The 17,438-nt window shown below is 65.0% G+C and carries 28 protein-coding genes; 10 read left to right on the top strand and 18 right to left on the bottom strand.

What is annotated here, in order from left to right:
* Positions 1 to 332: 332 nt before the first annotated feature.
* The 18 genes from WKB25_RS08210 to WKB25_RS08125 all read right to left on the bottom strand — a co-directional run bounded on the left by WKB25_RS08210 (position 333) and on the right by WKB25_RS08125 (position 10,392).
* Entirely contained in the window at positions 333 to 689 is a 357-nt protein-coding gene (locus tag WKB25_RS08210) for a Mor transcription activator family protein (RefSeq protein ID WP_340569916.1), read from the bottom strand.
* A complete protein-coding gene (locus WKB25_RS08205) occupies positions 686 to 1,153 on the bottom strand; it encodes a regulatory protein GemA (RefSeq protein ID WP_340569915.1) in 468 nt (155 codons plus the stop codon). Before WKB25_RS08205 ends, WKB25_RS08210 begins: the two co-directional genes overlap by 4 nt.
* Before the next feature lie 3 nt (positions 1,154 to 1,156).
* Complete coding sequence (locus WKB25_RS08200) at positions 1,157 to 2,059, bottom strand: recombination-associated protein RdgC (protein ID WP_340569914.1); 903 nt, start codon at positions 2,057 to 2,059, stop codon at positions 1,157 to 1,159.
* The gene (locus WKB25_RS08195; RefSeq protein WP_340569913.1) at positions 2,059 to 2,445 is read right to left on the bottom strand and encodes a DUF2528 family protein; all 387 of its coding nucleotides are present in this window, start codon (positions 2,443 to 2,445) and stop codon (positions 2,059 to 2,061) included. The genes WKB25_RS08200 and WKB25_RS08195 overlap by 1 nt, the downstream gene beginning before the upstream one ends.
* On the bottom strand, positions 2,445 to 2,903 hold the full coding sequence (locus WKB25_RS08190) for a hypothetical protein (protein WP_340569912.1): 459 nt from the start codon (positions 2,901 to 2,903) through the stop codon (positions 2,445 to 2,447). The genes WKB25_RS08195 and WKB25_RS08190 overlap by 1 nt, the downstream gene beginning before the upstream one ends.
* Entirely contained in the window at positions 2,900 to 3,091 is a 192-nt protein-coding gene (locus WKB25_RS08185; protein ID WP_340569911.1) for a hypothetical protein, read from the bottom strand. Before WKB25_RS08185 ends, WKB25_RS08190 begins: the two co-directional genes overlap by 4 nt.
* A complete protein-coding gene (locus WKB25_RS08180) occupies positions 3,081 to 3,380 on the bottom strand; it encodes a hypothetical protein (RefSeq protein WP_340569910.1) in 300 nt (99 codons plus the stop codon). The genes WKB25_RS08185 and WKB25_RS08180 overlap by 11 nt, the downstream gene beginning before the upstream one ends.
* Positions 3,373 to 3,996, bottom strand: a complete 624-nt coding sequence (locus WKB25_RS08175; RefSeq protein ID WP_340569909.1) for a DUF3164 family protein — start codon at positions 3,994 to 3,996, stop codon at positions 3,373 to 3,375. The genes WKB25_RS08180 and WKB25_RS08175 overlap by 8 nt, the downstream gene beginning before the upstream one ends.
* A gap of 250 nt (positions 3,997 to 4,246) precedes the next feature.
* Positions 4,247 to 4,729: a hypothetical protein gene (locus WKB25_RS08170; RefSeq protein WP_340569908.1), complete on the bottom strand. Its 483-nt coding sequence runs from the start codon at positions 4,727 to 4,729 to the stop codon at positions 4,247 to 4,249.
* On the bottom strand, positions 4,726 to 5,034 hold the full coding sequence (locus WKB25_RS08165) for a hypothetical protein (RefSeq protein ID WP_340569907.1): 309 nt from the start codon (positions 5,032 to 5,034) through the stop codon (positions 4,726 to 4,728). The genes WKB25_RS08170 and WKB25_RS08165 overlap by 4 nt, the downstream gene beginning before the upstream one ends.
* A complete protein-coding gene (locus tag WKB25_RS08160; RefSeq protein ID WP_340569906.1) occupies positions 5,024 to 5,413 on the bottom strand; it encodes a hypothetical protein in 390 nt (129 codons plus the stop codon). The genes WKB25_RS08165 and WKB25_RS08160 overlap by 11 nt, the downstream gene beginning before the upstream one ends.
* 1 nt (position 5,414) lies before the next feature.
* Positions 5,415 to 5,711 (bottom strand): hypothetical protein, encoded by a 297-nt coding sequence (locus WKB25_RS08155; RefSeq protein WP_340569905.1) that lies wholly within the window; start codon positions 5,709 to 5,711, stop codon positions 5,415 to 5,417.
* Positions 5,711 to 5,953, bottom strand: a complete 243-nt coding sequence (locus WKB25_RS08150) for a hypothetical protein (protein ID WP_340569904.1) — start codon at positions 5,951 to 5,953, stop codon at positions 5,711 to 5,713. Before WKB25_RS08150 ends, WKB25_RS08155 begins: the two co-directional genes overlap by 1 nt.
* Before the next feature lie 2 nt (positions 5,954 to 5,955).
* The gene (locus WKB25_RS08145; RefSeq protein ID WP_340569903.1) at positions 5,956 to 7,131 is read right to left on the bottom strand and encodes an AAA family ATPase; all 1,176 of its coding nucleotides are present in this window, start codon (positions 7,129 to 7,131) and stop codon (positions 5,956 to 5,958) included.
* A complete protein-coding gene (locus tag WKB25_RS08140) occupies positions 7,128 to 8,933 on the bottom strand; it encodes a hypothetical protein (RefSeq protein ID WP_340569902.1) in 1,806 nt (601 codons plus the stop codon). The genes WKB25_RS08145 and WKB25_RS08140 overlap by 4 nt, the downstream gene beginning before the upstream one ends.
* Positions 8,934 to 8,935: 2 nt before the next feature.
* On the bottom strand, positions 8,936 to 9,859 hold the full coding sequence (locus tag WKB25_RS08135; protein WP_340569901.1) for a hypothetical protein: 924 nt from the start codon (positions 9,857 to 9,859) through the stop codon (positions 8,936 to 8,938).
* A 15-nt stretch (positions 9,860 to 9,874) separates the two neighbouring features.
* Positions 9,875 to 10,183 (bottom strand): helix-turn-helix domain-containing protein, encoded by a 309-nt coding sequence (locus WKB25_RS08130; RefSeq protein WP_340569900.1) that lies wholly within the window; start codon positions 10,181 to 10,183, stop codon positions 9,875 to 9,877.
* Positions 10,180 to 10,392 (bottom strand): hypothetical protein, encoded by a 213-nt coding sequence (locus WKB25_RS08125; RefSeq protein ID WP_340569899.1) that lies wholly within the window; start codon positions 10,390 to 10,392, stop codon positions 10,180 to 10,182. The genes WKB25_RS08130 and WKB25_RS08125 overlap by 4 nt, the downstream gene beginning before the upstream one ends.
* Before the next feature lie 98 nt (positions 10,393 to 10,490).
* Between WKB25_RS08125 and WKB25_RS08120 the strand changes: the two genes are divergently transcribed.
* The 10 genes from WKB25_RS08120 (at position 10,491) to WKB25_RS08075 (ending at position 17,435) form a co-directional block, all read left to right on the top strand.
* Positions 10,491 to 10,949, top strand: coding sequence for a helix-turn-helix transcriptional regulator (locus WKB25_RS08120; RefSeq protein WP_340569898.1), 459 nt, complete (start codon positions 10,491 to 10,493; stop codon positions 10,947 to 10,949).
* Entirely contained in the window at positions 10,946 to 11,329 is a 384-nt protein-coding gene (locus WKB25_RS08115) for a hypothetical protein (protein WP_340569897.1), read from the top strand. Before WKB25_RS08120 ends, WKB25_RS08115 begins: the two co-directional genes overlap by 4 nt.
* Positions 11,330 to 11,531: 202 nt before the next feature.
* Positions 11,532 to 12,263 (top strand): hypothetical protein, encoded by a 732-nt coding sequence (locus WKB25_RS08110; RefSeq protein ID WP_340569896.1) that lies wholly within the window; start codon positions 11,532 to 11,534, stop codon positions 12,261 to 12,263.
* Complete coding sequence (locus WKB25_RS08105) at positions 12,260 to 12,742, top strand: hypothetical protein (protein WP_340569895.1); 483 nt, start codon at positions 12,260 to 12,262, stop codon at positions 12,740 to 12,742. Before WKB25_RS08110 ends, WKB25_RS08105 begins: the two co-directional genes overlap by 4 nt.
* A 16-nt stretch (positions 12,743 to 12,758) precedes the next feature.
* The gene (locus tag WKB25_RS08100) at positions 12,759 to 13,004 is read left to right on the top strand and encodes a hypothetical protein (protein WP_340569894.1); all 246 of its coding nucleotides are present in this window, start codon (positions 12,759 to 12,761) and stop codon (positions 13,002 to 13,004) included.
* Positions 13,001 to 13,315, top strand: coding sequence for a hypothetical protein (locus tag WKB25_RS08095; protein WP_340569892.1), 315 nt, complete (start codon positions 13,001 to 13,003; stop codon positions 13,313 to 13,315). Before WKB25_RS08100 ends, WKB25_RS08095 begins: the two co-directional genes overlap by 4 nt.
* Positions 13,305 to 13,619: a DUF4423 domain-containing protein gene (locus tag WKB25_RS08090; protein WP_225792080.1), complete on the top strand. Its 315-nt coding sequence runs from the start codon at positions 13,305 to 13,307 to the stop codon at positions 13,617 to 13,619. Before WKB25_RS08095 ends, WKB25_RS08090 begins: the two co-directional genes overlap by 11 nt.
* On the top strand, positions 13,582 to 14,181 hold the full coding sequence (locus WKB25_RS08085) for a DUF3486 family protein (RefSeq protein WP_340569891.1): 600 nt from the start codon (positions 13,582 to 13,584) through the stop codon (positions 14,179 to 14,181). Before WKB25_RS08090 ends, WKB25_RS08085 begins: the two co-directional genes overlap by 38 nt.
* Positions 14,182 to 15,918, top strand: a complete 1,737-nt coding sequence (locus tag WKB25_RS08080; RefSeq protein WP_340569890.1) for a hypothetical protein — start codon at positions 14,182 to 14,184, stop codon at positions 15,916 to 15,918.
* Complete coding sequence (locus WKB25_RS08075) at positions 15,915 to 17,435, top strand: DUF935 family protein (protein WP_340569889.1); 1,521 nt, start codon at positions 15,915 to 15,917, stop codon at positions 17,433 to 17,435. The genes WKB25_RS08080 and WKB25_RS08075 overlap by 4 nt, the downstream gene beginning before the upstream one ends.
* The last annotated feature ends 3 nt before the right edge of the window (positions 17,436 to 17,438 follow it).

Raw genomic sequence — 17,438 nt, 5'->3', positions numbered from 1 at the left:
GAAGCGATCCGCTTCTGATGTTACTTCTTCATTCCGTGGCTGAGACGCACGTAACCTGTCGGTGGCCGGTCGAGTGGGCTGCGCAGGGGTGTCCGCGGCATGTTTGCCGCGGCCAAGCCCCAATGGACGGGTTTACGGCGCCCCCTGCGCAGTCCACCCGACCGGCCAGCCCACGAAATCTGCTTCTGACGCCAGCCACGAGGGGCTCAGCCGTTGGTGTGCAGGGGTGAGATATATCAGGGGGGAGGCTGCGATATCTAGCCGGAAGACCCCGGAAGATGGCGGAAGTTGAAAGCCCGCCTCGCAAAGAGATTGCACGTCGTGCAATTGGCTCAGGGGGCGAAAAGACCCATCTGGCGGAGGTCGCGATCGCGCAGCTCGGCGCGTCGGATCAGCTTACGGATGCCACGTTCAGTCATGTCGTACTTCCTGGCCAGATCCGCGTAGGAGGCCCCGTCGCGGTGGGCGGCCAGTATCTCACGCTCTCGCTGGCTCAGCTTGAAGGCGTGGTTCTTCGGGAAGGACAGCACCTGACCGGACCAGTTCTCGGCCAGCCGGTCAGCGACCGCCGCCCCTACCTGGTCGGCGCGGTCCTGATCGAGCCCCAGCTCCTTGGCCACGTCCGCCGCCTGGGCGGCGGCGTCGGCCAGAAGCTCACTGCGGCGCGCTTCCATCAAGTTCCTGCTCATGGCACATCCTTCGGTACAGCTTGTGCGCGACGATTGGCATCGTACTGGAGAGCGGCAATTACCTTCTGCAGCTGGTCCTTGTTGCACCACTCAATACGGGTCACCTTGCACATGCGCAGCGCCAGACTGTGGGCATAGGCCCAAGGCCGGCCGGCATCGGCAAGCAATGCCTCGACCTTGGCGAGTTGGGGTGCCAGATCGCCCTTCGGGCGTCCGGCCCAGCGCTCTGCTGTGCGGGCCGCACGTTCCGGCATGCCACCGAGGCGGCGCAGTTCGTTGGCGACCGCGTCCAGCTGGCGCTGATCACAGCTGCCAGCACTTCGCTGCGGCTGGCCGTGCTGGCCGGACACGCGCTGCACCAGGTCGCGGTAGACGTCCTCGGCCAAGCCGAGCGCCTTGGCGGCGGCATGGATGGCCGCCAAGGTGCGCTTGCGACGGTCGGTTGGCGGGCGGCTGCGGGCCATTGCTCAGGCCTCCTCTTCCAGTTGGAACGTACGCTGCAGCACGTCGAACAGCCTGCTGAGCTGCCCGGTCTGCAGGACGAAGCGAGCGTCCAACTCCTGCCGTTGCTCGTCCTCGGCCAAGTCGGTCAGCACATCAAAGGCGCCGTCAAGGAACTTGAGCTTGCGGATGACCAGGTCGTCGCTGATCACGAAGGAAAGGCAGTCCTCCATTACCAAGGCCAGCCTGTAGACCTGCTTACCCGCCTCAAGATGCTTTTCCACCTCGTCGCAGCGCAGTTCCTGGTGCTGGCAGCGGATCGTGGCACCGCCTTCAACCGGGTCGCGCAGCTCACATTCCTCGCCCAAGGTCAGGCCGGCAGGCAGTTGTTCGCCAGCGACCCAGCCAGTCATCACAGAGCGAGGGGCGACCGCCGGGCGCAGCCTGCTCGCCGGGAAGCTGCCGAGCAGGCTCCTGACTTCCGAAACTGCGTCAGTCGCGGCGGTGCTGCCGCTGGTGTCCACGAACGCGATGCCGCGCTGGGTATCCACGAACATGTCGACGCGGGCCGACTTGACCAGGGCGCGGGGCAGCAGTTCGTGCAGCAGGTCGTCTTTCATGCGGCGCCGTTCGCGGCCACCGGCCCGGCGCCCCTGCGCTTCCAACGCCTGCAGCCTGGTGTTCAGCATTTCATCGACGCTGGCGGCCGGGATGATCTTCGTCTCCGTGCCGATCGCCAGCCACAGGAACGCGCCGGAGCGGTGCGACAACGCCGCACCGCTCTCGCGCCCATACGGAGAAATGAACCCGCGCGACGACAGCTCCAGCGCGCCCACCGGCTGCTGCTGGGACAGTGGCAGCAGCTTCTCCACCTGCGACCAATCGATCACCGGCGAGAACTGGAACATCGTGACGTTTCTGATGAACATCAGACCTCCAGCTCCGTGACGCGCAGCTCCTCGGATTCCAGGTCGGGCCGGCCATCGAAGTCAACCAGGCGGATCCCGCAGACTTCGCTGTCCCAGGCTTCCATCTTGTCGAACTCCTTCTGCATGCCGTACTCGGTCAGGTCCGCACGAACATCCAGGACCATCCCCAGGAAGGCAGCGCCGGCCATCTTGATGACAGCGACAACGACGTCCCCATCTGCGGCCTCCAGACGTTGTTCTGCATCGGTCCAGTACTCGTTGATGTCCTTCGCCAACTCCGGCGTCAGCAGTCGGTGATCGACATCAAGAGTTACCTCTACGTCGAGCCACGCGTGCTCAACCTTGTAGCGCCGGGTTCCACTGCAGCGGGTGGTTTGTGCAGACATCAGTTCTTTTCCTTCAAAAGTTGTGCTTGGGCGACAGTAAGGGCGGTCTGCCAGGCGGGAACCTCCTCGCCCAGCGAATCGAGCAGTCGACGGATACCGGGACGGTCGCCGGCGACGATCCGACCGCCTGCCTGAACTACTTCGATGACCTGGGCCTTCCTGGTCAGCGGCTCGCGACGTGCCTGCGCTGCGGCCATCGCACCCCAGCGCAGGCCATTCGGTGCTTGGGCGCACCAGGCGAGCCAGTGACCCAGGGCATCACCCTTCGCGGCCTGGTCGGCCGCTTCGGGGACGCCGGGCACCAGCAGGCAGCCCTGGCTCTCGCCCTGACCGTGGCGGGCGCGGGCGCTGATGACCTTGCGCAGCTGCGCGGCTTCGCCGCTGGCGATGAGGATTGCGTGTTCCGGCAGTTGCTCGCCAAACTCGATCAGGCCGGTAGCCCAGCAGTAAGCGATCACGTCGCCGCCTTCGGCGCCAGCAGGCGCTCCATGAACGAGTACTCGATGCCGCAGCCGCCGTGCGACTCCTGGCACACCACATAGAGCAGAAGCTGCTGAGGGTCATTGGCGACCGTGGCCAAGCTCGCAAACAGTGCGGGGACGCTGCAGCTCGGGCAGCAGGTTGAAAGACGCTGCTCACCGTTCATTGGGATCCTCCTTGTCGAAGAACTGGACCAGGGTCGGCGCGTCGATCCGCCGTTTCATGTCCCAGGGGAAGGCGGCGATGCCGCGACGCTCGATGTAGGCGATCGCGTTGTTGACGCGCTGCAGATCCGCCGGGGAGTTGGCGCCCTGGCGCGTGTCGAACATCGGATAGCCGTTCTCGTCGCGCTGCTCGTATGCGAACAGCTCGACCTCGGAACGCACGGCGGCGTCGGCGATGTCGCTGGCCAGCACCGCCAGGTAGCAGGCGTCGTGGAGGGCATGCTTAGACATGCTTCACCGCCGCGATATCCAGGCTGATGGGCTGGTACTGCCCATGCGCATCACGTTCGTAGAAGCGCACGTAGGTCTTGCTGCCGACCACGGTCACCGCATCGCTGATTGCGGCCATCGCCTGCGTCCAACGTGGGTCGTCGAACTTCAACCGGCGCAGCGACAGCACCTCGCCGGTCTTGATGCTGCCGTCGTTGTCGACGCGGAAGGCGTTGTTCACCAAGGTCCGCAGCTCCGCGCGCGAGCCCTCGGTCCAATCAATGAGGCACTCATCGATCAAGGCCTTGGCGGCCTGCAGGCGCTCGTCGAACTGAATGGAATCCTGCACCGCGCGGACGATCTTGAAGCGCCCGTCGTAGCTCATCAGGGTGACGTTGCCCTTGTCGCCGCCGATGCGGGCGCCGTACTGCTCGGCACTGAGCTGGACGAAGGCCGCGATATCGCCGAAGGCGCTGGCTCTGAACTCGATCAGCAGCTGCTGCAGCTTTTTCGCGTTATCGCTCAGATCGGCGACCAACTGATCGCGTGCGAGGTCGATCGCCGCGATCTGGTTCTCCTGTACCAGGCGACCCTTGCGATCCTCGCGATAGCCTTCGGGAATGGTGCTACTGGTCATTGGGTGCCTCCTTGGACGGCGGATTCGGTATGCAGGTAGATGGGTCGCAGCTGCTCGGGTACGCCTTCGACGTGGACGGGGCTGACGGCTGTGAACCAGTCAGCTCGCCACCGGCGAGCGGCGTCGGGGGAGATGCCGAGCAGGCATGCGATGCGGAGAGGCGTGAGGGAGCGTTGGTCCTGCGTCCTGGCCCATAGCGCGAAGCGCATCGCCCGCAGGTGGTCGAACCGCTGGCGGCCGGTGCGAGCCATTACTCCACCCCGCCGAGGATCTGGTCGAAGTGCGAATGCAGGGAATCCACGATGCGCCCGCCCAGGTAGGGCGGCAGCTCGCCCTCGCGCTCTTCCTGGGACATGCACGGGGTGCCGATCGACGGCACCAACGGCGCAGGGTTGATCGCCGGACCGATGTTCAACGGCGCGACCGCCGCGCGGGGTTCGGCGCCGCAGCGCTTCGGCGCGGTGCCTGCGTGCTTCGCATACTGCGCCAGGGCGGCGTCCAGTCGCTTCGGGTCGATCTTCCAATCCTGATTCAGGCGGTACCGGCGGGAGAAGCGACCGCCGACGCGCTCCACCATGCCGCAGTTGAGTGCGTTGGTCAGGCCGTGCTGCACATAACCGCGATACTCAAAGCCGTAATCCATGACGCCATCGATCAGATCGCGCGACTCCAAGGTGCTGGTGCCAAGCACGGCAGCGAAGGCCGCCTGCAGGCGGACGCTCGGCACGGTCACAGCATCACCTCGCGGCTTTCGAAGGTGTCGCGGCGGGAGCGGATGGTCACAACCACCGGAGCACGCTCGGTCCATTCCAGCTGCAGGCCCTGGTACTCCGCTGCCAGCACGCGATCGCGGCCGCCGCTGCCATTGGGGCCCCAGCGCTTGAGGTGGCCTTCAATGTCGGCCGGCGGCTGGGTGATGATCAGCACCGGGCGGCGCCCGTTGCTGTAATGGGCCAGCACGTCGATGCCGGCGTTTTCGAGTTCGCGCGCAGTGTTGGCGGCAGCGAAGAGCATGTCAGAGCTACGATCAACGTTCATCGTTGGTGTCCTCGTCGGTAATGGGCTTGCTCAGCCCGAGTTGTCCGTACAGATCCGGCAGGGCGACGCGCTTCATGGCGCACACCTGCTGCAGGGAAGTCATGGCGCGACCGGTCAGGTATTCGCAGCACCGGTCCAGTTCGTCTGCGCTCGCGGCCAGGTGGTAGCCGTTGGCGGGGTGGGCGCAGATGGGATGCCCATCGCGGCGCAGTTTTTCGATGATCTGGCGCAGGCGCCGCTCGTCGGCGGTGCTGAATCGCTGGGTGACTGCATGCACCAGGTCGCGGGCAGTGACGCCATTGGCAGCGCCACGGCGGCCCTGCAGCTCCGCCAGTACCGCCTCGGGGGACAGCTCTTGCGGTAGCAGGGCCAGTTGCATGTCAGTCAGCCCCCCGATCAATGCCAGCGGCGATCGCCAGGTCGATCAGCTCGTCCCATGCTGCCGTCCATCGGCGGCCGGTGGCGCCGGATGTGATCTGCACGCCGCCGTCGATACCGATATCGACCGAGTACTCGGCGCCGGTGGCCGGATCCATCACCTTTCCGGCCGACCTCGCGGCGCCGTCCGTCTGAACGCACGCGATGGTTCCGACCTTGCGACGGTGCTTAGGGTTGGCGCTATGGGCCTTGCGGTTGCGGGCCTGGCCAGCGCAGCGCTTTCTGGATGGGGCAGCCATCACTCCTCCTCGTCCTGGTCGTCGTCGCGAAGCTGATCGATGAGGGAGCGCAGCTGCTGCTGGGACAGGGCGGACAGAAGCGAGGCCATGCTCTGGCCGTCCTGCCATGCGATGCCTGCGCGGCGAAGAATGTCGCGGTGCAGGACCGTCACCTGCCGATGCGGAAGCTCGGCGTCGCGCAGCAGCTGGACCGCGAAGTCGCGCAGGTACTGCTGGCCTTCGATGGTGGGTGCGATCGCCATGATCAGACTCCCCTGACCACGTCGGCGGTGACGGTCGGCACGCCCAGGTTGGCCGCCCGGTTCATCGCCGCCGCGAGGGTGTTCTGGATAGCCAGCGGATACAGCAACGACGCAGCGCCACGCGTCGGCGTCAGCTTGGCGCGCAGCGCCTCAATTGCCGACGTGTCCAGGACACGCTCAAGCGGCAGCTGGTTGCGCTTGAACCGGTGGGTGAGGTAGCTCTCCAGTTCCGTATCCAAGGCCGGCAGGTTCACAATTTCGATGCGCTGCACGACCTCCCGCACCTCGGGATTGTGTTCGGACAGCTTGACCTGCAGTTCGGGCTGGCCGATCAGGATCACCGACAGCAGCGGGCGAAGGCCGTCCTTCAATTCGCGGAAGCGCTTGAGGTGCTTGAGCGTGGCCAGCGGAAGGCAGTGGGCCTCTTCGATGATGAGCACGTGGCTGTGGCCGGCGCGGGCGCTGTCACGCAGTGCCGCGTGCAGCTGCGCAAAGCGAGCCTGCGGGCTGCTCATCGTCTTGGCCAGCGGCGCCACGGCCGACATTACGGCCTCGGCAATGTGCAGGCTCCGCAGGGTTTTGCCGTTCTTCTCGGTGCCTTCCATCGCCTGCACATAGGGCTCGACGGCGATGATTGCCTGCTCTTCCCTACGGATACGGTCGAGCAGCTCCTCGCGTAGCGTGGACTTGCCGGCACCGGATTCACCGATGACGGCCATGAACCCGCCGTGGCGCGCGACCTGGTACATGCTCTCCCGCACGTAGCGAATATCGGCGCTGAGGAACACCTCGTCTGCACTGGCCGGGTCGGCGAAAGGATCGGCCGTCAGGCCAAAATGGCGGCGTGCCTGCGGCGTCAGGGTCTGCTTACGGAGTAGCATCTGAATCTCCTCGTCGTTGATTTCGGTAGCGGTATCGGGGTCTTGCGGTGGGGAAACCGGAGCCGGCGTGTTAGCGCACGCCGGCTCCTCTTCCAGGTGCCAGTCGACGGCCGGGGCGCCGCTTTCCAGCAGAAACACGGAAATGGCTGAGCGGACTCGGGGCTGGTCGCAGCCGGTCGGCAACACGCCGTGATTGATGAGAGCGTTCAGGGCCGGCCGGCTCAGAGAAACCGCCGTGGCGAGCGTTCCCTGCTTGATGCCGGCGTTGGCCAGGATCGATTTCAGGCGCAGCGTCATGCAGCACCTCCGTTGATGACGCGCAGGCCACCGCGTTCGGGCTCGACCAGGGCGATCGCCCAGGCCTCGACTTCATGCACTGGCAGGCCTTCGGGCCAGCGCTGGCTGGTGCGCGCGTACATTTCCGGGGTCCAGGTGTTGCCGGAGCGCTCGACCAGGGGCTTAAGGCGCATGGCTGCCTCCACGTGGTTCAGCGGAGGCAGCTCGGCCCGTACCACCTCCGGCTCGATGCGCTGAGCCGCCAGCACCTGCGGCGCGTCGACCTCGGCCAACGTTCCCGAGCGCGGCAGGCTTGGGGCGACGTTGGCCTCCCGGATGTGCTTCATCGGGTCGACCTTGCCGCCGAACGCCACACGGCGAGCCTTTCGCGCAACCACAGCTTCGGCATCGGTCTTGACCCCCATCGCCAGGCGATCCAGTTCCTTGCGCGCTGCGTCGGCCGGCGTCTCGGGTGCGGCGCGATACTCCGCGCCAACCTGGGCTGCGGTATCAAGGAAGCCCCAGTCGTCGTGGTGCAGGCGCGGCGCGACGAAGTGCACCGGCGCGCTGTCCTGCTCGCCCGGCATCAGCACGCGCACGCTGCTATCCGGTTCCAACGCGTTGGCCACCACGTCCACGCGCTGACCATTGATAAGGCCAGGGATGCCGCGCACGTCGTACTGCTTGCCCCGGAAGCGGATGATGCAATCGCGCACCGTGCACGCCTTCGGGGAGCTGGTGGCCAGCTGGCGCAGCACCTGCACTTCCGGCGCGATGCGCAACTGGTCTGGGGTAATACGTAGCCAACCATCGCGCCTGGTCATGCCGGTGCGAGTGTGGATGCGGGTGGCGTTGTACGCCCGTGCCCACTGCTGGGCCAGGGTGTTCATTTCCTCCAGGCTGGTGACCGGCGCCCTGGTCTTGAGCATGGCTTCGAAGTGGGTTTCGATCAGGTAGTTCGCGTTTTCGACCTGCCCCTTTGCGCGGGCATTACCGACCTCGTTAATGATCACTTCGATACCGCAGGCAGACAGGAAGCTGCGCGTCGTGGCCGCGACCATTGCGCTGCCGGGATCCATCATCAGCAGCTTCGGGATGCCGTGCATCGTGCCCATTTCGCGCCGGGTCATGGCGTGGATCAGTGCCGAAAGCAGGTTGGCGCTGCTCTCGGCGCCAAGCACATAGAACACCTCGATCGCCCCGCTCGCGTGGTCGGTGACGGCGTAACGCCACAGGCGGTTCTCTGCGATCTTGGTGAAGTTCTCCGGCTTGCCACGATAGAAGCGCCGCTTGTCCATCACTTCGGTGCCATCGGCTGCCAGATAGAACTGGCGGCTCACCGAGGCGTCGATCTGCCAGAGGTGATTGGGGTGCGGCGATGACAGCCGCGCAGCTGGCGTCGGTGCCGCCAGCTGGTCACGATGGAAGCCGTAGGCACGGATGGCACGGCAGATCGAGGACACACTCAACGGGACCAGTTCCCCGGTTGCTTTGTCGACGCGCAGCGCCTCGATGCGGTCATTCGCGCGCAGGATTTGGACTGCATCCTCGACCGGCAGCGTGCCAGTGCCGGTGAGGCGTCGGGTTTCTTCGACCAGGGCGGCGATGGCAGCCGCCTCGTCGCGCGTGAGCGCAAGCTCGCCGGCGTCCGATCGCCGCTTGCGGGGCTTGATGCCGCCAGTCACCTGCTGCAGGCGACGGTAGGCGGTCTGGACCGAGCAACCCATCTGCTCGGCCAGCTCGGCCGCTATGCGGCTCTTGCTACCGTGCGGCGCCGCCAGCATTTTGCCGGCCGCCGCTTGGATGAGGGCTTCGGCAGACATGCTCAGGCCTCCGAGCCGTCATGCACCAGCGGCAGGGAAAGCGGCAGCTCGTCGTCGTCGCGGACAGTACGGACCGCGTTGAGCAAGCGGCCGATGGTGTCGCTGAGGAAGACGGCAGCGTCCGTGTCCTGGTCGGTCTCGGCGGCGTGGCTGGCGAGCGTGCGGAAGGCGGCCGTCAAGCCGGCCTTACCATTGCCAAGGGCGGCGAGAACAGCCTGCTCCGCTTCGGTGACGGCCTGTTTGAGGATGATCAACTGCTGGTCAGCGTCCGCAGTTTTCCAGCGGCGCTGAGCCTTCGTCGTCTTCTCATGCTCCTTGTTCAGGTCATCCGACAACTTGCTGATTCGCTGATCCTTTGCCTCGATATCAGCGCGTGCATTGCGGACCGCCTCGCGCAATTCGCGCACGGACATATTGCCCACGTCATCGAGTTGCAGTTCGCCGGTCTCCCCGGTTTCGGCAAGCTCCTTGAATTGGTCTTCGGGCAGCGAAAGCAGTTCGATGAACTTGCTTTCGCTGTTGACCGCAGAGACCAATTGCGTCGACGTCGACGCATTCGACAGGGTTGCCACGCGCCGGGCAGCCTCCATCATTCGTTGTGCCTGGCGCGGCTCCATCCGGAGACGCTGGAGCATGCCGCTCCATTCCCCGTGGACACTGCACTCGCGGGCTACAAGCAGGTAGCTGCCGGCTCGCAGGAACGCTTCACAACCCCGATGCAGCTCGCGGCGGATAGCGGCCTCGTAGTGATCGGGGTGCCACGCGAGGCCCTCGCCGAACTGTTCGACCAAGGCCAGCTGGCGCTCGCGCATTTCTTCCATCTGCACGGCGTCGTTGGCATCGGTCTTGCCAATGAACTCCGGTCCGACCGGCTCGGCTTGGGCGACTGCCTTGCGGCCTGCGTTCTCTTTTTTGCTGTTGCTCATTGCGGTCCTCGTCGATCAGTTGGGGTTGCGGGAGTAGCGCTGCTCGGTCTCTTCCAGGCGCTGGCGCACGCGCGCCATCTCCTGTTCGTGAGCGCGAGCCAGCTGGATCAGTCGGGGGGAAAGGCGCCAGTACTCATCGCGGCCGGCGATGCGCTCGACGATGCCTTCGTCGGCAAGCACTTCCAGGTCGCGCAGCACCGTTGACGGCGTTGCCTTGATCGAGTCGGCCAGCTGCTTGAGCCGCAGGCCGTCGAGCGTGTGCCCCTGCAGGGCAAAGATCAGGCGGAGCGCTCGGCGGACGGGCTGCTGGGCGGGCGCACTCATGCCTGCACCCGCTCGATACGCGCCGCCTTGACGATTCGGCTCCGCATCGCGCGGCCCTTCGGGCCGTCCCAAGTGCCGACCAGGGCGCCACGGGCATTGGATACATGCGTGCCGTTTTCACGGCACCACTCGGTCAGGGTTGTGCCCTGGAGAAGGAAGCCGGCACGTACGCGCTTGTGAAGATCAAGGCCGGGGTCAGTGGAACGCATTGGGTTATCCTTCGGTTCTTATTGCCGGGGTGTAAAAGGGCCGTTGACGACTCCGGAACAATCCTAAGTGTAAAAAGTACACCTTGCAAGGGGTTCGTGTGGTTTCTTCACTCATCCGCCAGATCATGGACGACGGGGGATTCAGGCAGGTCGACCTGGCTGAAAGGCTTGGCGTGTCTATCGATCGCGTAAAAAACCTGACCTCGGGCCGGGTCAAGAAGCTGTCGTCCGAAGAAATGCGCGCCCTGGTGGAAAAACTACACGTTCGCGCTGAGTTCCTTGCCACCGGCAACGGGCCTGTATTCGCGCAACCTGCAGAGGTCGAGCTGGGCCGCCGGATGAAGCTGCTCTCGGACGCGTCACAGAAGGCGTCGACGCTGGACCTGCCGGAGACCTACCAGGCGCTGGTTCGCGACATCCTGGTCGGCGCGGCGCTAGGGCAGTCGGATCTCTTGCAGACCACCATCGATGGATTCGTTCACGACGTCCGCTCGACTCCAGTTGAAGCCGACCACGCCAAAACACCTCGCAAGACGACAAGGAGAAAGTCGCCATGAAGAAGCTCTATCTCGCTTTCCTCGCCCTGGTGCTGCTGACCGGAGCAAAGGCAACCGTTGGTCAAGAGTTCAACGCGGCCAACATCGCTCAGCTGGAAGTCGGCAAGACCACGCTCGCCGAAGCGGTAGCGCTGCTCGGAGTCGAACCGCAGAGTTCGACCGTGGGTAAGAGCGGGGCAATTGCGTACCTCTGGCAGCACGTCCAGTCGAAATCCAGCGTTTGGACCGGGCGATCCGACACCCAGTTCAAGCATGTGATGCTGGTGTTCAACACGGATGGAACCTTCCAGCGCATCCTGCAACTGCGCGGCATCGACCTTGATCCAGACGCGCGGAAGCGACTGATGGAACAGCCTGCGGCGCTACACGCGGCGAACTGACTGAAGGCCACCTCCGGGTGGCCTTCTTCGTTTCCAGCCCACTATCTCGCGCGCGCGCGAGGAAGGCTTGGAACGCGTGCAAATGACCTGCGCACTGTCGAAATAGAGACTGCATCCCATCGATTCGGCGCGTTCGGGGCGCGCTTGGTCGACGGGCGCTCCTCGTCGTGTCCCGTCGGCCCTTCTATTCCAGGAGCAGGCCATGACGACCAAGACCACGCGCGGCATCCGCAACAACAATCCGGGCAACATCGAACGCAACTCCGCCAACAAGTGGCAGGGGCGCATGCCCCGCGAGCGGATGACCAAGGAGCAGCGCGGCGAAACGCGCTTCGAAGTGTTCTCGGCGCCGGCCTGGGGTATCCGCGCGATGGCACTGCTGCTGATCAACTACCAGGACAAGCACGGCTGCAGCAACGTGCGGCAGCTGATTGATCGCTGGGCACCGCCGAGCGAGAACAACACCGATGCCTACGTTGGTGCAGTGGCTGACGCTGTCGGCGTAGCTTCGACCCAGTTCATCAGCACCCATGAATTCCGCCGCATGCGCCCGTTGGTCGAGGCCATCATTCGCCACGAGAACGGCCAGCAGCCTTACAGCTCGGACGTGATCGAGGAGGGCCTGCGCCTGGCCGGCGTCGTCAACCCCGGCGCGAAACCGCTGGTTGCCGTGCCTGCGTCGGTCACCACGGCGGCAGCCACCGCCGCCGCAGCGGGCGGCACGATGGCTGCCGTGGAAGCCGCACAGCAACTGCAACCGGTGATCCAGGGCGTGCTGCCAGCGATCCAGCAGGTCAATGCTGTCGCGCAGGCCACGACCGGCATGCCCAGCTGGCTACGTCTGGCCATCGCCATCGGGGTGATGGCACTGGCAGGCGCCAGCATCTTCACCTGGTGGCGCCTGCGCCGTGCCCGCAAGGCGGTGAGTGCGTGAATCCACACCTGACCACCAAGCACATCGTGGGTGCTGCCACGGGGCCAGTCGTGGTGCGGTTTGCCCTGGCCGTGGTGTTTGTCGCCTTCTTCTTGGGACTCTGGCTCGGCCACCGCTGGGGCGCAGGCAACCAGGCCGATCGGGTCGACGCTCTATCCGATCAGGTCATCGCACTGAGTGCGGAGCGCGACACCGCGCGCAACGTCGCCGCCGGCAACGCCGATGCCGTTGCCACATTGCGAGCCGCCCTCAAACGGGAGGCAGATACGAAGCTGGCCCAGCAGCGCGCAGCAATCGCCGAACTGGATGCCCGTGCAGATCGCATCGCTCAACTCGAACGCCTGGCGGCACAGCGCCAGCAGGCCCTGACCAAGAAGGTGGATTCCGATGAAGACTGCAACGTGCTTCGCACCACTCCTGTGTGCGCTGCTCTTGCTCGCGGGCTGTGGGGAGACCAAGCAACCGCTGACCCGAACTGAGCTGGTCGAGTGGCCGGTGCTGGTCTACGTCGAGCTGCCGCCGGCACTGACCGATCCGCTGCAGGCTCCGGCGCCGCCGGCCCCGCTGTGCCGTCTCCAGGACGGCACGCTCACACCCTGCGTCATCGACGCGATTGTCCGCGAGGCCGCTTGGCAGCAGCTGCTGCAGAGAGCCAACGACGATCGCGCCACGTCGGGACGGCTCAGTGGCGCCAGAAAAATGTCACAGGCAAATCTCAGTGGCGGAGACGCCACGAAATGAAGATCGAGCTGGAGCTGTGGCACCTCCTCTCGCTGACCATCGCGCTGCTCGGCACGTTGCTGGGCTTGGTCAAGTGGGGGATCAGCCAGGTCAAGGCAAGCATCGACCAGCGGATGGCGGGGTTCGAAAAGGCCGCCGAGGGCTGGCGAAAGCAGGAGGTGGATCTCCTGGGGCTGCGTGCGGAACTGGCTGAGAAATACGTGCGAAGGGACGACCACATCCGGAGCCAGACTGTCATTGAGGCGAAGCTCGACGCGATCAACTCAGAGATCAAGTCGATTCAGATCCAAGGAGCAAGACGTGAGCATTAAGTTGGACATGGACAAAGTTCGCCGGGAAAACCTGCGCTGGGTGATGCTGCTGGGGCTTCACAATGCGGCGCCCTATGGCGCCTATGAGGAAATCCTGCTCAGCATTGCGCACGCACTGTACCCCGATGCCACGCAACTGGAGGTGCGCCGCGCCCTGGACTACCTGGAAGACCGCCGCATGATCGAACTGGACAAGCGGCCGGATGGCCGTTGGCACGCCGACATGACCCGTCTTGGCACCGATATCGCCGAGTACACCGCGCAGTGTGACCCCGGCATCGCTCGCCCCGAACGGTACTGGTGACGCCATGCCTCCGGCCAGCAAGATCGAACAGCTTCCCCAGGATGTCCGCGCCGAGCTGGACACGCGCCTGATTGCGTCCGGTTTCGGTGGCTATGTCGGCCTGGCCGACTGGCTCACGGAAAAGGGATTCAGCATCGGCAAGAGTGCCGTCGGCGCATACGGCCAGAAGCTGGAGCGGCGCCTGGCTGCCGTAAAGGCCAGCACCGAAGCTGCCAGGCTGATCAGCCAGGCAGCGCCCGACGATGCCGACGAGCGCAGCAACGCGATCATCAGCATTGTGCAGACCGAGATCTTCGACGCACTGCTAGCACTGCAGGAAGTTGAGGAAGGCGCCGAGGAAGGCATGGATCCAGGCGCGCGCATTGCGCTGCTGGGCAAGGCGGCCAAGAACATCGCCACGCTCAGCCGTGCGAGCGTGAATCGCCACAAATGGGCCACTGAGGTACGTGAGAAGGCGCTGCAAGAAGCCTCCCAGCGGGTGGAGGACGCGGCGCGTGCGCGTGGTCTCGGCGCTGACGACGTCGCCTTCTGGCGCAACACCGTCCTGCAGGGAGTCGGCTGAGTGTCCGACCTGATGCCACTGCCGGATACTGAGCGCGTTCTGGATTGGGATGACCTTCCAGAGAGCGTCCGCACCATCTCGTCCAACTTCGACCCGCGTGAGGCCGGCGTACTGATGGCCCACCAGTCCGAATGGATCCGGATGCAGGAAGGACTGGATATCGCGGTATGCGAGAAGGGGCGCCGTACCGGTATCACCTTCGCGCAGGCCTTGACCGACACGATCACGGCCGCCTCGTCCAAGGAGGCTGGCGGCGACAACGTGTGGTACATGGCCGATACGAAGGAAAAGGGCCTGGAGTTCATCGGCTACGTTGCCAAGTTCGCGCCCATCATCGCGCGCGGTCAGGCCTCGCGAGTTGAACAGCACATCTTCCAGGACCAAGCGCCTGACGGCACCAGCCGTCAGATCCAGGCCTTCCGCGTCCGCTTCGCCAGCGGATTCCGGGTCACCGCTCTGTCCTCGCGCCCCGAGAACATCCACGGCCTGCAGGGCGTGGTCGACCTGGACGAAGCGGCGCTCCACAAGGACGTCGCCAAGGTGCTGGAGTCGGCCACTGCACTGCTCATCTGGGGCGGTCGCATCCGGGTGTGGTCAACGCACCGGGGCAAGAAGAACCCGTTCAATCAGCTGGTGCAGGACATTCGTGCAGGGCGCTACGGTGCAAAGGCGAAGGTGATCCGGATCAGCTTCGACGATGCCGTGGCCAACGGCCTTTACGAGCGGGCCTGCACCATGCGCGGCAAGATCGCCACGCCGGATGGAAAGCGCGATTGGTACAACGCGATCCGATCCGCCTATGGCCCGCGCAAGGCTGCCATGCGCGAGGAGCTGGACGTCATCCCCCGCGACGGCGATGGTTCGGCCATTCCTTCGGTGTGGCTGGACCGCGCAATGGCGGAGACCCGGCCGGTACTGCGGATCGTCTTCGATGACGACTTCCCGAAGCGCCCCGAGAAAGAGCGCGAGGTGTGGTGCGCATCCTGGATTGCCACGCAGCTGATGCCGGCACTGAGGGCGGCCGCCAAGGGATTCACAGGCCGCTGGGCGGTTGGCATGGACTTCGCCCGCCATCGCCACTTCTCGGTGATTATGCCCGCCCGAATCGAACAGGATCTGCGCCGCGTAGTGCCGTTCCTGATCGAGCTGGCCAATGCTCCCACCCGCCAGCAGGAGCAAATCCTGTGGGCGCTGCTGGACTTCCTGAAGACGGAAGCTGCAGGGCGCTGGACGTTCGCAGGGGATGCCACCGGCCCCGGCCAGACGCTGATGGAGTACACCGGCGACCGATACGGTAGGGCCGAGCTGGACAAGGAAGCCGGGCGCTACAAGGGCGGCCCCATCCACGAGGTGACACTGTCGCGCCCTTGGTACGGCGAGTGGATGCCCAAGTACATCTCGCTCTTCGAAGACGGCTTCATCAGCCTTCCCAGGGACGCCTCGCTGGAGGATGACCACCGAGCGGTCGAATACGTCGACGGCATTCCGATGGTTCCCAAACTGGAGCGCAAGGATCTGCAGGATCCCGACCTGGTGCGCCACGGCGACGGCGCTATCGCTGGTGCCCTGACGCAGTTCGCGGCGCTGAATCATGTGCCCCGTGGCTCGATCGAGTTCCAGTCGACCGGGCAGCGCGTGTACGTGGGCGAGGCGCTTGATGATGGAGTTGTAGCAACCACCTCCGATAGGGGCTTCGGCACCGTGTCGGGTGGCAATGATTTTGGAGGCTTCGCATGACCACCGCCCGCCCTGAACTGAACCGCGAGGTGGCCACCACTGCGGACGGAATGGACATCACCCGCGGCTACACCGGGCCACTGATGCTTCCGTTCGACAGCGTGCTGCGCAATCGCGGCGGCTACGACCTGCAGATCTACGAGCAGGTGCTGTCTGATCCCGAGGTCAAGGCGACGTTTGGCTCCCGGCAGGATTCCGTCGTCGCCTGCGAATGGCAGGTTGAGCCTGGCGGAAAGCGCGCGATTGACCGCGCGGCAGCGGATCATCTGCGCGATCAGCTCCACGACATTGGCTGGGATAACGTGACCCGCAAGATGCACTTCGGTGTCTTCTACGGCTACGCCCCGGCAGAGATCATCTACAAGGCTGACGGCAACCGCATCGCGATGAGCGCGATCAAGGTGCGGAACCGCCGGCGCTTCCGCTTCGGCAAGGATGGCGATCTGCGCCTGCTCACTCAGTCCCACATGGCTGAAGGTATCCCGGCGCCGGCTCCATACTTCTGGAACTACTGCGCAGGCGCCGATCATGATGATGAGCCCTACGGCCTCGGCCTGGCGCATTGGCTGTACTGGCCGGTGCTGTTCAAGCGCAATGGGTTGAAGTTCTGGCTGATCTTCCTGGAGAAGTTCGGCATGCCCACGGCGGTGGGCAAGTACGACGAGAACGCCACTGCTGAAGAGCGGAATAGGCTGCTGGGCGCGACCCGCGCCATCCAGACCGACAGCGGCATCATCATGCCCAAGGAAATGGAGGTTGCCCTGCTTGAGGCAGGTCGTAGCGGGACGGCGGACTACAAGGCGCTGCAGGACTACATGGACGCCACGATCCAGAAGGTCGTCCTCGGGCAAACCGCCAGCACGCAAGGCACGGCCGGAAAGCTTGGCAATGACGAACTGCAGGCCGAGGTCCGCAGGGACATCATCAAGGCCGACGCCGACCTGATCTGTGAGTCCTTCACCAAAGGGCCGGCCCGTTGGCTGACGGAAATGAACTTCCCAGGTGCGGAAGTCCCGCGTGTCTATCGGGTCACTGATGAGGCTGAGGATCTTGATGCAGCGGCATCTCGCGACGAGAAGCTCTATCGCCTGGGCTATCGCCCCAAGCCCGTCTACATCGAGCAGACGTATGGACCGAACTATGAGCTGAGGGAGCCGCCAGCCGAGCCGCAGACGCCACCGACCGCCATCGACGACGCGCGTTTCGCCGACCCGGAAAATTCGGTCCTGGCGCTGCTCCGGCGTCACTATCCGGCGGCGTTCGCAGAAGCGGACGGCCAGCACGTTGGGAGCATGACGGCCCAGCTCGACCGCTCAACGCGCGAAGCCGGCGCGGCGTGGGTTCAGGGGCTGCAGCAGCTGACAGAAAACGCCACCTCGTTGGAGGAGCTGTACGACCAGGTCCTGGCAGCGGCGCCGGAGATGAGCCTGGAGGAATTCGCCAACGGCGTCGCCCTTGGCCTGAGCGCCGCCCACCTGCGCGGGCGAGACGACGCACAGCGCGCCGCCGGAGGCTGATCG

The organism is Stenotrophomonas sp. G106K1 (genome assembly GCF_037969685.1).
Taxonomy (GTDB): domain Bacteria; phylum Pseudomonadota; class Gammaproteobacteria; order Xanthomonadales; family Xanthomonadaceae; genus Stenotrophomonas; species Stenotrophomonas lactitubi.
This window is presented reverse-complemented; position numbering and strand designations above follow the sequence as displayed.

What these genes read in the sequence shown, in the direction of transcription:
- WKB25_RS08210 (WP_340569916.1), bottom strand. Translation starts at nt 689, where the DNA reads ATGAGCAGGAACTTGATGGAAGCGCGCCGCAGTGAGCTTCTGGCCGAC.
- WKB25_RS08205 (WP_340569915.1), bottom strand. Translation starts at nt 1,153, where the DNA reads ATGGCCCGCAGCCGCCCGCCAACCGACCGTCGCAAGCGCACCTTGGCG.
- WKB25_RS08200 (WP_340569914.1), bottom strand. Translation starts at nt 2,059, where the DNA reads ATGTTCATCAGAAACGTCACGATGTTCCAGTTCTCGCCGGTGATCGAT.
- WKB25_RS08195 (WP_340569913.1), bottom strand. Translation starts at nt 2,445, where the DNA reads ATGTCTGCACAAACCACCCGCTGCAGTGGAACCCGGCGCTACAAGGTT.
- WKB25_RS08185 (WP_340569911.1), bottom strand. Translation starts at nt 3,091, where the DNA reads ATGAACGGTGAGCAGCGTCTTTCAACCTGCTGCCCGAGCTGCAGCGTC.
- WKB25_RS08180 (WP_340569910.1), bottom strand. Translation starts at nt 3,380, where the DNA reads ATGTCTAAGCATGCCCTCCACGACGCCTGCTACCTGGCGGTGCTGGCC.
- WKB25_RS08175 (WP_340569909.1), bottom strand. Translation starts at nt 3,996, where the DNA reads ATGACCAGTAGCACCATTCCCGAAGGCTATCGCGAGGATCGCAAGGGT.
- WKB25_RS08165 (WP_340569907.1), bottom strand. Translation starts at nt 5,034, where the DNA reads ATGAACGTTGATCGTAGCTCTGACATGCTCTTCGCTGCCGCCAACACT.
- WKB25_RS08160 (WP_340569906.1), bottom strand. Translation starts at nt 5,413, where the DNA reads ATGCAACTGGCCCTGCTACCGCAAGAGCTGTCCCCCGAGGCGGTACTG.
- WKB25_RS08155 (WP_340569905.1), bottom strand. Translation starts at nt 5,711, where the DNA reads ATGGCTGCCCCATCCAGAAAGCGCTGCGCTGGCCAGGCCCGCAACCGC.
- WKB25_RS08150 (WP_340569904.1), bottom strand. Translation starts at nt 5,953, where the DNA reads ATGGCGATCGCACCCACCATCGAAGGCCAGCAGTACCTGCGCGACTTC.
- WKB25_RS08145 (WP_340569903.1), bottom strand. Translation starts at nt 7,131, where the DNA reads ATGACGCTGCGCCTGAAATCGATCCTGGCCAACGCCGGCATCAAGCAG.
- WKB25_RS08140 (WP_340569902.1), bottom strand. Translation starts at nt 8,933, where the DNA reads ATGTCTGCCGAAGCCCTCATCCAAGCGGCGGCCGGCAAAATGCTGGCG.
- WKB25_RS08135 (WP_340569901.1), bottom strand. Translation starts at nt 9,859, where the DNA reads ATGAGCAACAGCAAAAAAGAGAACGCAGGCCGCAAGGCAGTCGCCCAA.
- WKB25_RS08130 (WP_340569900.1), bottom strand. Translation starts at nt 10,183, where the DNA reads ATGAGTGCGCCCGCCCAGCAGCCCGTCCGCCGAGCGCTCCGCCTGATC.
- WKB25_RS08125 (WP_340569899.1), bottom strand. Translation starts at nt 10,392, where the DNA reads ATGCGTTCCACTGACCCCGGCCTTGATCTTCACAAGCGCGTACGTGCC.
- WKB25_RS08115 (WP_340569897.1), top strand. Translation starts at nt 10,946, where the DNA reads ATGAAGAAGCTCTATCTCGCTTTCCTCGCCCTGGTGCTGCTGACCGGA.
- WKB25_RS08110 (WP_340569896.1), top strand. Translation starts at nt 11,532, where the DNA reads ATGACGACCAAGACCACGCGCGGCATCCGCAACAACAATCCGGGCAAC.
- WKB25_RS08095 (WP_340569892.1), top strand. Translation starts at nt 13,001, where the DNA reads ATGAAGATCGAGCTGGAGCTGTGGCACCTCCTCTCGCTGACCATCGCG.
- WKB25_RS08075 (WP_340569889.1), top strand. Translation starts at nt 15,915, where the DNA reads ATGACCACCGCCCGCCCTGAACTGAACCGCGAGGTGGCCACCACTGCG.